Raw genomic sequence first — 14,288 nt, 5'->3', positions numbered from 1 at the left:
AATATCGCCCGCTCAATTCGAACAGATAACCGCCGAAACGAGATAAAGAGGCGGAAATAAAACGGGACAAGTCCAATATAGTCAAGCGTCGCAACTCGTCTCTGGCTGCAAAAGAGGAGATCGCCTTATGACTAAGCGCCCCCCACCCGACCTATATCGCAAGGCTCGCTTCAGGGAAATTGCTTGCGAAATCGTCGCGAAGGACCGATACAATCGCAAATACGGTCTGTCCGTCAATACGGCGGGCGCAATCAGCAATGCGCTTGATAAGGCCTACCGGGAAGGTTTTGCCAGCGGCCAAAGCGGACCAGCCCCAGCAATTTAATATCCAGACTACGGGCCAATGGATTGGGCGTTAATACCGCCACGACCGAGAAATGCATTCTGGACCATCTGCCTGTTCACGCATTCACGCGGCGACAAGCCTGCGCGGGGTGGTTACCTTGTGTCTGCCATCACCGAACGCGGAACATCGGGATGGATGCTTGTTTTGCCAGAGCGAACCTATGAGTATTCGTTCGGCAACAGGACAATCGTCCCCCTCATGCGTCTTGGCCTCCTTGAGGCAGACGCCGAGGATCCTGCACGCCGGATCATCTCGAAGCGCGGCGAGGAAACCTGGGGGCAATTCATTCTCAGAGGCGGCAGATGTCCAGAAGACCTGACCGATCTCTAGATGTGTTCAGAAAGTTACGCCATGTCACAAGAAAATCATCGCATCGCCGCCGCCATCGATCTGCGAATGCGACAGCTAGAAAAGAAGGGGATTCAAGGGGCAGCAGTTCTTGATCATATGCTTGGCTATATGCAAGGCCTCCTGCAGATTTACGATACTGCCCCCGACAAAGCGCTGGCGGATCTCTGTCAGAGCTATCCGGGCTTCTATCGCTATGCCACTCTGATGGAGGACATGTCCGCGAAAAATCAGCAAATGGTCGAAGCTGGCACCCATCCCTACCGCGAATTGACTGAACTTCCCGAAAAACTCAAGCGCAGCCTGACTACGCTGATGAGCAGTGCGGCCGACCTCGAACGTGCCTTTCAGGCTGCCGTAGATTCCGGTGATTTCGCCCGTCACGCCAGCAAAATCGACAATATGAAATGGCAATGGGGAGCCGACCTGCAGCACCTGGTCGAGATGTTCCGCTCTTCTGACATTCATCCCCAAGGTCAGATCGTCGTCCAAAGCGTCCTCAAAACCATGGCTGAACGAATCAATCGCCTTGGGTAAGCACCATCTGGCCTCTCAACCCCCTAACGTAGTATTCCGCCCCCAGCCGGAACCGCCCCCCTATCCGGCGTCTTCGGCATGAAGCCCTCCTGGGGGCGCGTACCTATTTATCCAGGGTGTCGCGACGAGCGCTATCCTGGCCAGTCTAGTTGGGAGTCCCTGGAGCACCTTGGCCCATTGTCCCGCAACGCGGCGGATGCCGCTCTTGCCCTATCCGTTATCAGCGCCCCCCCCTTACGACAGGCACTCGATTCCTGGGCTTCCCCTTCAAAAGTGGAGGGCTTCTGTTAGATAGAACTGACAGGAGATCTAGAATTGAAGCAGCGAGAATTTACAGAAGATTTCAAGCGCGAAGCTGTTCGTATTTTAACGACGAGCGGTCGCAGCATTTCATCGGTCGCGGCTGACCTAGGCATTGGCAAGTCAACGCTTGACCGCTGGCGTCGCACTATTGCTGAGCAAGATTTGCTCTCTGGTCCGCATGAGGACATGAGCCAGGAACTTGCTCGCCTTCGCAAAGAAAACGAACTCCTGCGCCAGGAACGAGATTTATTAAAAAAAGCGACGGCCTTCTTCGCTCGGGAGACGAGTCGATGAGGTTTGTTTTCATCGATACGGAGAAGGCCCACATGTCTCTGTCGCTGCTGTGTACTTTTGCGGGCGTCAGCATCAGCGGTTATTATGCGTGGAAGCATCGGCGGCCCAGCCGCCGCCAGCTTGATGACATGATTATTCTGGCCCATATTCGCAATCAGTTTGCACTGTCACGCGAAACCTACGGCAGCCCACGCATGCATGTCGAAATGAATGAAGAAGGTATTCGAGCAGGACGTCACCGCACGGCACGACTGATGCGAGAAAATGGTCTCAAAACCCGACAGAAGGCGCGCTTCAAGCGCACGACAGACAGCAACCATGGTGAGCCTGTTGCTTCCAATCTTCTGGATCAGGACTTTACGTGTGACGGACCAGATCAGAAATGGGGTGTCGACATCAGTTATGTATGGACTGCGGAAGGGTGGCTGTATCTGGCAATGGTTGTCGATCTTTATTCTCGTCGCAATATCGGCTGGGAAGCGCGGGATCGGATGAAAAAGGATCTGGCTATTTGTGCTTTGAAGAAGGCCATTGCAATTCGGCAACCAAAGCCGGGGTTGATCCAGCACTCGGACAGGGGGAGCCAATATGCCAGTTATGAGTATCGCACAGAATGCACGACCAACCATACCAACTGGCAATGTACCTCGCGTGCAAAACCTTGTCTTTCCGGTCACGATCGGCCTTGATGCCACGATGCTACTTGTGAAGGTCGTCCCATGCTCGTTGCTCCCGGAATGGGCGTTACCGTTGAGATCAAATCAGGACAACGCCGCATTCTCGAATATCTGTTCTCGCCGCTTGCGCAAATCACATCAGAAGCCATGGGAGATCGATAAGATTTGCATAAAGCTTCAAGTACGTAGTTCAATCCGACTACAGCATGTTGCTGCTTCGTTCCTAAAGTCGTCCGTTTCTGAACCTACCCGTTAACTGAGCCCAATTGAAGCATAAGCTGTTTGAACAATTTTTATGCCAATAAATTCAATAATTTACGGATGAAAAATCCAAACTGGTTCAATTGGGGCAACTAAACGTGTCATTTTGCCCTTAGCCGGAATCGACCCCAAATGGCGTGCTGACTTGAAACGCTTCATGACCCGCTCTCGTCGTCGGATCGGTTGGTGCGATTTCTCGGCGCGATTGTTCAAACCTTTATGCTGACGGTGATCACAAGTGGTGAGCCCAATCTCCCGGTTAGCGGCTCCATGAGAGCTAAACTTGTCCGTCACCATAACACGCGGTGATGTCCCCTGGCTTGACAGGAGTTTACGAATAAACCGCTTGGCAGCCTTGATATTGCGGCGTTTCTGCACCAGAACTTCAAGTACAAACCCATCCTGGTCAACGGCGCGCCACAGAAAATGGCGTTCACCTTTGATCGATATGACGCATTCATCCAAGTGCCACTTGTTACCAGGGCACGATGTACGGCGACGGATTTTGTTGGCATAAGCATGACCGTCATAGGGTTTAGCGGATGTTATCCTATTGAAGTGTCATTCACTTCGTTGCTCGCCGCCTCGATCAAACGTGGACCCTGATTGCGCAATCCGGTTTCTTCTAAGGTTTCCGGTTCCGGCAGATCGCGTAAAGACGGCAACCCGAACACAGAGAGGAAATGTGATGTAGTGACATAGGTGGCGGGGGCGCCAGGACTTGGACTGCGTGGTCCATTGGCGATCAGTCCGGCCTCGCGTAAAGCGGCGATCAGATCGCGGCTGATTGCGCGCCCGAAGAATGTGGAGAGCGCGCCGCGCGTTACCGGTTGCTGATAGGCAATCGCTGCCAAAACACCCATCTCGAACGCGGACAATGTCGGTGCTGGAAACCGCACCGGCACCTGCGCTGCACGCATGGTGGATGCAAAGCCCGGACGCGTGCGCATTTGCCAACCGCCGGCCACCGCCACCACCGTATAGGGCCGATCCCGCAAATCATCGACCAGATCGTCGATCAACAGCTCAAGACTGCAATCGGTGCCGACCACACGGGCAAGCGTCTCCCGACTGACCGGCGTGCTACTGGCAAACAGCACCCCCTCAATCCGGCGCATAAATTCACGCCAGCGCAATGCCGCGGGCAGATCGGCCAGCGCGCGATCGAACAGACCGTCCCTTGTCTCACCACTGGCCTGCCGCATCTTGTTGTCCTGGGGCTTGGTGGGCTTGGGTGCTTGCGTTGCTGTCATATTCACAACCCGTAAATTTTGAAGCTGGAGCGGCCCGACATTTCGCGCACCGCGCCGAATTGTTCCAGCCGGGTCATCAGCCGGCTGGCGGCCCAGCGTGATAACCCACTGTCCGGCGCAGTCGCGAACACACACTCTTGGTTCAGCAGCATGCGGATCACCCGGTCAGCGCCTTTTGTGCGCAAGTGTGGCGCTTCGGCCAGAAGTGTTGCGGTGCGCCGGGTCAGTGCGTTGGCACTGTTCAACGCGGTCTGGATCGCGGTCACAAGCGCCAGACAAACGACCCGCGTAAAATCCGGATCATCGGGGCGCAGCCGCCCCCGGCCCGGGTTCAAACGCAGAACCGGATGAAACCGCGCGCTAAGCAACAAAGGCACTGGTGTGGGCCAACCCAGTTTGGTCGCGATCACACCATCCGCCAGCATCCAGCCGAGAATTTCCACATCAGGGCGCAGCTGATAGAGGGCGGTGATCAAACGGGCCGCAGCCAGTGGTGGCGGTTGACAGGTCTGTAATACAGTTTCCAGGGTTTCGACAACAACCGCGCTGTCTGCATCGAGGGACAGGCCCAGGGCGGTGCCGAGCGTGCGGATTGCGGTGCTTGACATCTGAAACCGACGCTTGCTCCATTGGTGATAGGCCGCCAAGACCCGCCCCGCCGGTCCCGGATCGCCGCCCGGCGCAGCCAGCAGGACAGCGTCACGCAAAGCCCCCTCGTCGGCGTTGAGACGCAACCATTGGCAGGCGGCACGGGCACAGACAAGCGCCTGACGGGCACGGAAACAGCCAAGCCATACGGGATTGAGCCGAACCAAATCGTCAAGCGATTTCAAGGCGATGGCCGCAGCAAACAGCGCCCCTTCCAGACGGCCATCGGCGGGGTTTGGCTGGGCCCAGGTGGGCAGCACAAACGGAGCTGCCGCCAAAGGAGGCGGCTGATCCGCGCGCGGGAGGTGGGGCGAAAGAGCGGTTTTCATGCGGAGAGTTTAAGAGAGATGTGCGGTTAAAGCAAGATATAGCGATCAAAGTGCACAGCTTGTCGTGGATTATTAATGAACGATAATCTTGCATTATCGTTCATTCTTGTGAATATAACACAATGAGCCAAAACAGCGAGCAAAACAGTAAAAATCACACGCCGGAGCGCTCTGCTCCGTCTCCCGGCACGGAGGATGCGGGGAACGTTTGCGTGGCCCCGCCGCCGGCCGGCATCCCTATGGTCAATGGCACCCTTCCCGCCCCTCTCCCACCCGCAGGCACAATATTGCCCGCCCACCTGCAGCAGCTGGCCGGACGCGCCCGCGCTTATGTCGCGGCGGCCAGTGCGGCCAACACCCGGACGGCCTATGCCGCGGACTGGAAGCATTTTACCGGCTGGTGCCGTCGGCAAGGGGTGGAAATCATGCCCCCCGACCCGCAGATTGTCGGCCTCTACATCACCGCCTGCGCGTCCGGTGCGGCAATCCCCGGCGGCAAGCCGCATAAAGTGACAACGATTGAACGGCGGCTCTCGGCGCTGAAATGGAACTATGCCCAACGCGGCACACCGCTCGATCGCCAAGAACGCCATATCGCCACCGTGCTTGCCGGCATCCGCAACACCCACGCCGCCCCGCCGGTGCAAAAGGAGGCCGTGCTGCCCGAGCAGCTGATCGCGATGCTGGAGACACTGCCCCGTGGCACTTTGCGTGGCTTGCGTGACCGGGCGATGCTCCTGATCGGTTTTGCCGGGGGCTTGCGGCGCTCCGAGATTGTCGGGCTCGATACCGGCCGTGACCAGACGGAAGACGGTCGTGGCTGGATCACCATCCTCGACCAGGGGGTGGTGCTGACCTTGCGTGGCAAGACCGGTTGGCGTGACGTCGAAATCGGCCGCGGCTCAACCGGGACCACCTGCCCGGTCATCGCCTTGGAGGCCTGGCTGAACTTTGCCCGCCTGTCCCGGGGCCCCCTCTTCCGCCGCGTCACCGGCCAGGGTAAAAATATCGGGCCAGACCGGCTGCATGACCAGGAAATAGCCCGCCTGGTCAAGAAAGCGGCTTTGGCTGCCGGCGTGCGGCCCGAGCTCACCGAAACCGAACGGGCTGAAAAATTCTCAGCGCACTCACTGCGTGCCGGCCTCGCCTCGTCCGCTGAGGTCGATGAGCGTTATGTGCAGAAGCAGCTCGGTCATGCTTCCGCGGAAATGACCCGGCACTATCAGCGCCGGCGGGACCGTTTCCGTGTCAATCTGACCAAAGCGGCAGGCCTTTAATCGCTTTCCGCCCTTGCACAAGGCGAAACCGTCGGGTCAAAATCGAACGTGTTGCATAGATCGCCGTATCACGGATATCCAGCGGCCGTTTATGTTATCAGGATGCAGTTCATGCCGCACAAGTTCAATGCTTCCCTTCGGCATAAGATACCTTATGCCCGTCATTGTAACAATTAATGCGCCTGCCCCCGAAACGGGGAATGGAAACAATGGTGGCAATTCTGGTAAGCCAAAATTCGTATTCAGAATGATGACGTCAACATTTTCAGCGTCATTCTAATTGAATCAATTTTTCTTACAATCAAAGCCCCAGGTCGGGGCTTTTTTATTGTTGCATCTTGAGTGACTTCCTCCGTTCCACATCTACAAGGGTTAACGTCATCCTCAGTGATGGTATTATAGCTTTAAACCTATGTTTTTGACATAATATAGCTCTTGTGCTATATCGCGGGCAACGCATCAGGGATGGCGAATATGAGCATTTGGAGTTCGATCAAAGACCTCAGGAAGTCGAGAAAATGGACGCAGAGCAGGCTGGCTGACGTGTCCGGTCTCCATCAAGGCGACATTTCGAAAATCGAGTCCGGTAAGGCTAACGTTGAAACTGCAACATTGGAAGCGATTTCATCCGCGCTCGATGCTGAATTCGTGCTGGTGCCACGGCGCGCTCTGGGGTCAGTGAGAAATGCAATCAGTCTGCATCTGAACCGCGAGCCATCTCATCCCTATCATAAAGTCCAGAGCGTTCGCGACGAACTCTTTATACCAGATGGAGATGAGGACGATGATGATTACAAAGGTGTTTAAGCTATGACGAAAAATGACGCCCTTGGCGTGTTTCTGGAGGCCAATGCAGAAGAGATCCGCATCGGAACCCTGACCCGTTTTGAGCGCGACATGGTTCGTTTCGACATCGATGAGACATACATCGATATGGGTGAGTATTGACCAATATTTAGCGCTGCTCTGCTCAGCTATGGGAATGAAGAAGAGACAGTTCGCCTCTTGCATGATGCACCGATGACGCGCAGCTCGCGTGATATCCCAACCTGGTTCTCTAATCTCCTTCCTGAAGGCGCTCTGAAAGAGCTGGTACTCAAGGGTATGCCGTCTGGCGAGACAACGGACTTTGATGTCTTGAGATGGCTTGGTAAGGACTTGCCGGGTGCCGTCAGCGTTCGCTCCGAAGAAACAGGGCAACGGAAGGACATTCCCCCTCCCCTCGAAGATGGACAAACTGGAATCCGGTTCTCGCTTGCATGTCCAGCTCAAAATGTTGATGCTCAAACAGGGGGAACGTCTGACTTTTCCTGCACTGGGTGTAAATGGCAATATCATCGCCAAAGTGCCGAGTGAGCGATACCGCTATCTGCCTGAAGTCGAATTTACGTCTATGAAGCTGGCCGAAGTCGTCGGAGTTGAAATCCCACATGTGGAGCTGGTTCCTGTAAGCGCAATTTCTGGCATAGACCCCGGGTTGTTAAAAGCGGGGGGGACGGTTCTAGCCGTAGATCGCTTCGACCGTACCAAGGACGGCCGACGCGTTCACATGGAAGATTTCATGCAGATTCTAGATCAGCATCCAGATCGCAAATACACCGCTGCGAATGAAGAAACCGTGTTAAACATCGTTACGAAATTGGGTGGCGGTACTGCTGCGTTTCTTCAAGGGATCACGAGAATTGCTGTAAATATCTTGATGGGCAACACGGATGCTCATTTAAAGAATTGGTCATTTTACTACCCTAATCCAGCCGAAGGCCTACTCAGTCCCGCATACGATATCGTAGCAAGCCACGTTTATGACCGCAGCTACGAGATGGCACTAAAATTTAGGAAAACGCACGATAGTCGGATAATTGGCTTACCTCGCTTTATCAGAGCAGCTGTACTATGTGGAATATCTGAATCCAGAACGAAAAAGCAGCTGAAACGAGTTGTCGAGCAGGCAGCCGACGAATGGCCAAAATTACTGCAGGGTCTCCCGATGCCCGATGATTTTGCACGGCTGATAATTGCAAGGACACATGAACTGGCGCTTGTCCGGGAGTTCGAGTGTGTTTTTGCCAATCTACCATCTGGGCTTGGGAACTGAAGACAAAAATAAAGGAGGCCTTCGCCTCCTTTTGAGCTATCGATGGGAGTGGGCTTGCCCGGAATTCGTGGAGAGCTTCTGCGTTTAGATGTTTGATCCCAGGTTTTGATGGTGCAATCCTTTCTCAGACTTGGAGGGATGCATTATGGGACAAGTTCTACACGGCAGCGCCACGACGACTGAGGCAATCCGTGTCGAACAATACAAAATAGTAAAGAGAGCCTGAGAGGGCTCTCGAAGCGTTACGGCATCAATCAGAAGATCAGCAATCTGCCCGTTTTCATCATCCAACTTGCGACTGTAACGATAACACGTCTCACTGACATTGAATGTGCGGCAGGCCAGAGAAACACTCACCCCGCGTAACGCCACTGCACACATGGCCATCTCCCGGCGTTGAGATGGCCGTTTCATTTTTTCCTCAGGGCCTCTTTGAGGAGTTCCGCCTGGATGCTCATCTCTGCATACATCTTTTTCAATCGGCGGTTTTCTTCCTCCAGCGCCTTCATCTGGCTGATCATGGATGCATCCATGCCGCCATATTTCGCGCGCCACTTATAAAATGACGCATCGCTCATTCCATGTTCGCGGCAAAGATCAGCAACTGGAATACCGCCTTCTGCTTGACGCAGGATGGCAAGTATCTGTGCTTCGGTAAATCTGCTCGTTTTCATCAAAAATCCTCTCGTTTATTAAACCGAGAAAATTCTACTTTTGAACCCAATTAATTTCAGGGGGGTACCGGCTGATGGGAATTTTCGGCACGATTGTTGAGGCCTTTATGCTGACGGTGATCACAGGCTGTGAGCCCAATCTCCCGGTTAGCGGCTCCATAGGAGCCAAGCTTATCCGTCACCATAGCGGCGATGCACCCTGGCTTGACAGGAGTTTACGAATAAACCGCTTGGCCGCCTTGGTATTGCGGCGCTTTTGGACAAGGCATCCAGAACGAAGTCATTCTGATCAACGGCACGCCACAGAAAATGGTTTTCGCCTTTGATAGTGACAACAACCTCATCCAGGTGCCATTTATCACCAAGGCGTGGCGTAGGGCGACGGATTTTGTTGGCATAATCTCGTCCGAATTTCTCAGCCCATTCACGCACCGTCTTATGGGTGACAATGATCCCTCGGTAAGAAAGCATGTCTTCCACCATACGAAAGCTTAACGGAACGCGGAAATACAGCCATACAGCTTCTGCGATGATCTCGGCTGGAAAACGATGACGGTGATAAAGTGAAGGGCGAGGTTCGATCATACCCTATTATCGCTACAGATATTTACGTCAGAGTTAAGGTAACAGTGCCCATCAAACACTTCCTGCGAATAAAAACGATCACTGGATATCAGGTCATAGCTTATCCATGCAACAAGGTCCATCACCTGCACCATTCCCAGACATGAGAGCTAACAATGCACGACTGCGGGATAAACTTAAATGTGCGGTTGAAGACTTTTACTTAATTCAACAGCGCATCAATGAAGGGCAGGTTAAGCGCACTACTACAACGGTGTCGCAAGGGGAAAGAGAAGCTCTTGCTGCCATCAATGCAGAGCTCAAACATGACGAGTCTTGAAAGGTGCGAATATTGCGGTGAAACTTTGACCGATGAAGTGCTGGACACTCCTATGGATAAGCTCGGTATATACGATCACTGCGCAGATGACGTTGAGGAGGAACTTATTCAACCTACGTAATAGCATGTATTTGTCAGCCGTATATTTTGTTAAATTCAACTGTTAAATCAATATATTACAAAACTTGAAGGTTCACTAAACATAGCAGCCCTTAGGTGCATTAACGCTTTGTTAACTTTAAATTTCTTGCTAGATCGTTAGAATCGCGTCTATAGTTGCGAAAATAATGACGATCACGACATTTTTTCAAAAATTTGGGCATTGTTAGGAATAGTTTGCCAAATGAACAGTGAAATATCGAGCCGATTTGATTATGAGATCGCTCAACAAGGCGCGCGCATTTCTAGCGCCCTTGATATCCTGCGTACTCAACAATATCCACCGGACGCGCGAAAGAATCTTCGCCTGTTTCCATTGGCAGAAGTTGCTGATCTCATTGGTGTGACACAAAGTCATTTACGACAGCTGCATGCAGAGGGTAGGGTACCTGAAGTAGAAGCTGTTTCAGGCCGTCGTTTTTACACCGCTGACCAGATGCTTGATCTACGCCAGTATTTGGAAGCCAACAAAAAATCTGACAAGCGCTTTTACGTTCCCCACAGAAGGGAAGGGGAGCCATTACAGGTTCTTTCTGTCGTCAATTTTAAAGGCGGCAGCGGGAAAACAACGACCTCAGCCCACTTGGCTCAGTATCTAGCTTTAACTGGGCACCGTGTCTTAGCCATTGATCTTGACCCGCAAGCGTCGTTGACTTCATTGTTTGGAATTCAGCCAGAGCTGGATAAGACACCATCGCTTTATGAAGCCCTGCGCTTTGATGATGAGCGCAAGCACATCACCGATGTTATCCAAGAAACCAACATACCTGGACTTCATATTGCACCAGCAAACTTGGAGCTGCAGGAATACGAGTATGATGTTCCTTTGGCAATTTCTGGCAAAAGGGGAGAAGAGGGGCGGTTGTTTCATATGCGCATTGTGAATGCGCTGAAAGATGTTGATCATCTTTATGATGTGGTTGTTATCGATTGCCCACCTCAGTTGGGCTACCTCACCATAACAGCTCTCATGGCTTCAACCGGCATCTTGATTACCATTCACCCGCAGATGCTGGACATCATGTCGATGTCGCAGTTTCTTCAAATGCTTGGCGGCATCATGACTTCCGTTGCCGATGCGGGTGCAGAGATCAAAGTCAAGTGGTTCCGCTATCTAGTGACCCGATTTGAACCCACAGACATTCCGCAAACACAAATGGTCGGCTTTATGCAATCTATGTTTGCTCAGAATATGCTGAAAAATACTGTCTTGAAGTCTACAGCCATCTCAGACGCATCAATTAAAAAGCAAACGCTTTATGAGGTGGAAAGAGCGAATTTTGTTCGGTCGACCTATGACCGAGCTATGGAGAGTCTAAATGCATCAAACAGTGAAATTGCCGAGCTGATGCATACGACATGGGGCAGGAAATAGGCATTTGTCAGCCGTTTTATTTTTCTGATTACTAAACAATACCAACATCTTAATAGATTTGAAGGTGCAGGATAAACTCTAAAATGTCTCGTAAAAATCCTTTTGCCAATCTTGATATAGAGCAGATTAACAAAACAGCCGAGGATGCTAAAACCGGATATGGGATGACCGGCGCAGCCAAAACGGTTGTGCGCTCTATTGAGGAAATGGCGGAGAACACAAAGAAGCTTATGAGCGGAGAGGCAATTGTTGAGATTGACCCCTCTCTTTTAGATTCCTCATTTATTTCAGATCGCCTTACCGGTTCCGACGAAGAGTATGAAGAACTAAAGAACACGATCAGAAACAACGGGCAGGATAGCCCGATTTTAGTGCGCCCACATCCGACAGTCAGAGGGCGCTATATGATTGTTTTCGGGCATCGCCGTACGCTTGTTGCGCGTGAACTTGGCATAAAAGTTAAAGCAGTTGTTAAGCAACTGGATGACGTTTCTTCAGCAGTAGCGCAGGGACAAGAGAATTCATCACGCTCCAATTTGTCATTCATTGAGCGCGCATATTTTGCCAAGAACCTTCTGGATAGCGGCATGACTAAAGAGGTCATTAAAGCCGCGATCAGCGTTGACGACCCGATGCTTTCTAAGATGCTAAGCGTTGTTGAAATTGTGCCATACGAGCTAATGATCGCTTTAGCATCATGCAAAAAAATCGGGCGAGATAAATGGCTGAACCTCAGACAACTGATCCTGAACCCGACTTATCTGAACGCGGCTATCGCTTACGCAAAGACGGAAAGCCTTTTAACGCTGCCGGACGATCAACGGTTTGATGATCTTCATAACTATCTGAAACGCTATAATTCCAAGTCCAAAGCCAAAGCTCCGAAAAAGGAAGAGCAAAACAAAACTTGGACAACTCCAGATAATGCGGTTGAGGTTTTATCGGCTAAAAAAGGCCGTAGCTATTCAATCAACCTTACAAAAGCAGAGGCCACACCTTTTGGTGAGTGGTTAACTGATAAGTTGGACGCGCTGTATGATGAATATAAATCTGCCGCGGCGAGCAAGAAGGGAGATTAAAAGAAAAAGACCCACCACACATATTCCGAGTGGCAGGCCGTTTCTCATAGATCTAGCAGTCAGAGAAAAGCACTTCCACACATCGCTGTCAAGATAGAAGCGCCATTTTGGTGAATGGAATTCTATTGTCCTATTAAAGGTGAAGAGAAATGAATGTGGATTTTCTCACGACCCCGTTTGGCGGTCGATCGATGTCGCTTGCCATGATTTCCAGTCAACGGCAGGCACAGGATATTCCTGCCGATAAACACATTGATAAATGGCAGGTTTATCGCTGGCTCTGCGAGGGCAGGGCACTGATTGGTGTGGGCGACCGCACGCTCTCTGTTCTGAATGCTCTACTATCTTTTTATCCGGACAGTGAGTTGTCCGAAGAAAATGGTTTGATTGTATTTCCTTCCAATGCACAACTGTCACTGCGGGCGCATGGTATGCCGGACGGTACATTGCGCCGTCATTTAGCTGCTCTGGTTAATGCCGGCCTTATTGTGCGTAAAGATAGCCCGAATGGAAAACGATACGCTCGAAAAAACAGGGCAGGAGAGATCGAGGAGGCCTTTGGTTTATCGCTCGCACCACTGCTGGCCAGAGCGGAAGAATTTGAAGCTGCAGCTGAAAAGGTGAGGGGAGAGGCGCGTGTACTGAAGCTCATGCGCGAGCGTATTACCCTGCATCGACGGGATATTGCTAAACTCATTAATACGGCGCTGGAAGAAGGCCTGGAAGGCAATTGGAAAGGGCTCTTTACACGTTTCCGGACACTTGTTGATGCACTGCCACGTCGCGCACCAGTTTGCGAGCTGGAAATTATCGTTGAGCAATTTGCTGCTTTGCATGACGATGTAGATAACTTGCTGAATATGCATGTTAAAACTGAAATAATGAACGCCAATGATGTTCAAAATGAGCGGCAGCAATCTAATTCAAATCCAAACTATCTTTTTGAATTTGAACCAACTTTAGAAAAAACAAAAAAGGGAAAAACTGAGCAAGCAAAAAGCTGGCCTTTGGGCTTTGTGCTGAAAGCTTGTCCAGACATTGCAGATTATGCAAGCAATGAGATTAACAGTTGGCGAGAGCTGATGATGACCGCTGCCCAGGTCCGCGGATATATGGGCATTAGTCCATCAGCGTATGAGGAGGCGCTGGATGTGATGGGGCAGGAAAATACCGCGACCGTGATTGCCTGTATTTTGCAGCGGGCGCAGCATATTCAATCGGCTGGCGGTTATTTGCGGGCTCTGACCGAAAAAGCGGGGGCAGGGGAATTTTCAGTTGGGCCGATGCTGATGGCTGCGATGAAAACTGCCTCTAATTCAATTGTACAGAAAAACACAATGTTCAGTCACTAGAGACCGTTTTTCCGAAGAGGGATAGATATCAGAACTTTCGTACCTTTTTCCGACACCGTAACCTTAAATTGTGCGCAAATACAGTTCGGTCTTTGAGGTTCTTGTTGTGCGGATTTCAGATATAGCTGATAGAGTTGTCTGTTTTCCAGCTCCGGACGTTTTTGATGTCATTCAAACACAACGCTGACTGTCGCCACAACATCCCAATGCAGAGGTTTAGGGTGACGAATTGGCCGGTTTATGAAGCAGGCCTGCGTCAGCGTGACAGCTTAACGTTCTGGGTGAGTGATGACGTACTTGGGTTGTGTCGCAAAATTTTCACCTCTGTTGAGCTATGTCACGCTTATTGTGCGTAACGGATTGAGGTGAGAAGAGAT

14 protein-coding genes and 6 pseudogenes are annotated in these 14,288 nt (G+C 51.7%); 15 read left to right on the top strand and 5 right to left on the bottom strand.

What is annotated here, in order from left to right; all coding sequences use genetic code 11:
- The first annotated feature begins 127 nt into the window (after positions 1-127).
- From HBA93_RS17025 to HBA93_RS17010, 4 genes and pseudogenes are all read left to right on the top strand, one after another.
- The gene (locus HBA93_RS17025; protein ID WP_221724071.1) at positions 128-325 is read left to right on the top strand and encodes a hypothetical protein; all 198 of its coding nucleotides are present in this window, start codon (positions 128-130) and stop codon (positions 323-325) included.
- Between the two features lie 372 nt (positions 326-697).
- Positions 698-1,231 (top strand): hypothetical protein, encoded by a 534-nt coding sequence (locus HBA93_RS17020; RefSeq protein WP_221724070.1) that lies wholly within the window; start codon positions 698-700, stop codon positions 1,229-1,231.
- Between the two features lie 78 nt (positions 1,232-1,309).
- Positions 1,310-1,522, top strand: a complete 213-nt coding sequence (locus tag HBA93_RS17015) for an amidase (protein WP_221724069.1) — start codon at positions 1,310-1,312, stop codon at positions 1,520-1,522.
- Positions 1,523-1,546: 24 nt separating this feature from the next.
- Positions 1,547-2,436: pseudogene (locus HBA93_RS17010) on the top strand (IS3 family transposase); the annotation flags it as partial.
- Between the two features lie 465 nt (positions 2,437-2,901).
- Here HBA93_RS17010 and HBA93_RS17005 read toward each other — a convergent pair.
- The 3 genes and pseudogenes from HBA93_RS17005 to HBA93_RS16995 form a co-directional block, all read right to left on the bottom strand.
- Positions 2,902-3,285: pseudogene (locus HBA93_RS17005) on the bottom strand (IS6 family transposase); the annotation flags it as partial.
- A gap of 26 nt (positions 3,286-3,311) precedes the next feature.
- The gene (scpB, locus tag HBA93_RS17000; RefSeq protein ID WP_353619385.1) at positions 3,312-3,866 is read right to left on the bottom strand and encodes an SMC-Scp complex subunit ScpB; all 555 of its coding nucleotides are present in this window, start codon (positions 3,864-3,866) and stop codon (positions 3,312-3,314) included.
- 155 nt (positions 3,867-4,021) lie between these two features.
- Complete coding sequence (locus tag HBA93_RS16995; RefSeq protein ID WP_353619384.1) at positions 4,022-4,927, bottom strand: DUF1403 family protein; 906 nt, start codon at positions 4,925-4,927, stop codon at positions 4,022-4,024.
- Between the two features lie 191 nt (positions 4,928-5,118).
- On the opposite strand from HBA93_RS16995, the gene HBA93_RS16990 reads away from it, so the two are divergent.
- The 6 genes and pseudogenes from HBA93_RS16990 to HBA93_RS16965 all read left to right on the top strand — a co-directional run.
- Positions 5,119-6,273, top strand: coding sequence for a site-specific integrase (locus tag HBA93_RS16990; protein ID WP_221724066.1), 1,155 nt, complete (start codon positions 5,119-5,121; stop codon positions 6,271-6,273).
- Positions 6,274-6,747: 474 nt separating this feature from the next.
- Complete coding sequence (locus tag HBA93_RS16985; RefSeq protein ID WP_221724065.1) at positions 6,748-7,080, top strand: helix-turn-helix domain-containing protein; 333 nt, start codon at positions 6,748-6,750, stop codon at positions 7,078-7,080.
- A 3-nt stretch (positions 7,081-7,083) separates the two neighbouring features.
- Complete coding sequence (locus HBA93_RS16980) at positions 7,084-7,221, top strand: hypothetical protein (protein WP_221724064.1); 138 nt, start codon at positions 7,084-7,086, stop codon at positions 7,219-7,221.
- Positions 7,222-7,293: 72 nt separating this feature from the next.
- Positions 7,294-7,629, top strand: a complete 336-nt coding sequence (locus HBA93_RS24575; RefSeq protein ID WP_221724063.1) for a HipA N-terminal domain-containing protein — start codon at positions 7,294-7,296, stop codon at positions 7,627-7,629.
- Positions 7,511-8,368, top strand: coding sequence for a type II toxin-antitoxin system HipA family toxin (locus tag HBA93_RS16970; protein WP_353619386.1), 858 nt, complete (start codon positions 7,511-7,513; stop codon positions 8,366-8,368). The genes HBA93_RS24575 and HBA93_RS16970 overlap by 119 nt, the downstream gene beginning before the upstream one ends.
- A gap of 145 nt (positions 8,369-8,513) precedes the next feature.
- A pseudogene (locus HBA93_RS16965) lies at positions 8,514-8,629 on the top strand (IS481 family transposase); the annotation flags it as partial.
- On the opposite strand, the pseudogene HBA93_RS16960 reads toward HBA93_RS16965, so the two are convergent.
- Together HBA93_RS16960 and HBA93_RS16955 are read right to left on the bottom strand one after the other, a co-directional pair.
- A pseudogene (locus HBA93_RS16960) lies at positions 8,621-9,042 on the bottom strand (transposase); the annotation flags it as partial. The pseudogenes HBA93_RS16965 and HBA93_RS16960 overlap by 9 nt on opposite strands.
- Positions 9,043-9,107: 65 nt before the next feature.
- Positions 9,108-9,627, bottom strand: a pseudogene (locus HBA93_RS16955) (IS6 family transposase); the annotation flags it as partial.
- A 106-nt stretch (positions 9,628-9,733) separates the two neighbouring features.
- Between HBA93_RS16955 and HBA93_RS16950 the strand changes: the two are divergent.
- The 5 genes and pseudogenes from HBA93_RS16950 to HBA93_RS24260 all read left to right on the top strand — a co-directional run.
- Positions 9,734-9,946, top strand: coding sequence for a hypothetical protein (locus tag HBA93_RS16950; RefSeq protein WP_221724061.1), 213 nt, complete (start codon positions 9,734-9,736; stop codon positions 9,944-9,946).
- A gap of 343 nt (positions 9,947-10,289) precedes the next feature.
- Positions 10,290-11,480 (top strand): plasmid partitioning protein RepA, encoded by a 1,191-nt coding sequence (gene repA, locus HBA93_RS16945; protein ID WP_221724060.1) that lies wholly within the window; start codon positions 10,290-10,292, stop codon positions 11,478-11,480.
- An 83-nt stretch (positions 11,481-11,563) separates the two neighbouring features.
- Positions 11,564-12,559 (top strand): plasmid partitioning protein RepB, encoded by a 996-nt coding sequence (gene repB, locus HBA93_RS16940; RefSeq protein WP_221724059.1) that lies wholly within the window; start codon positions 11,564-11,566, stop codon positions 12,557-12,559.
- Between the two features lie 149 nt (positions 12,560-12,708).
- Positions 12,709-13,911: a plasmid replication protein RepC gene (repC, locus tag HBA93_RS16935; protein WP_221724058.1), complete on the top strand. Its 1,203-nt coding sequence runs from the start codon at positions 12,709-12,711 to the stop codon at positions 13,909-13,911.
- A gap of 164 nt (positions 13,912-14,075) precedes the next feature.
- A pseudogene (locus HBA93_RS24260) lies at positions 14,076-14,201 on the top strand (IS5/IS1182 family transposase); the annotation flags it as partial.
- Positions 14,202-14,288: the final 87 nt, after the last annotated feature.

The organism is Ochrobactrum sp. SFR4 (assembly GCF_019730395.1).
Lineage (GTDB): Bacteria > Pseudomonadota > Alphaproteobacteria > Rhizobiales > Rhizobiaceae > Pseudochrobactrum.
Note: the sequence above shows the minus strand (reverse complement) of the source record. Positions and strands in the feature narration are given on the sequence as shown.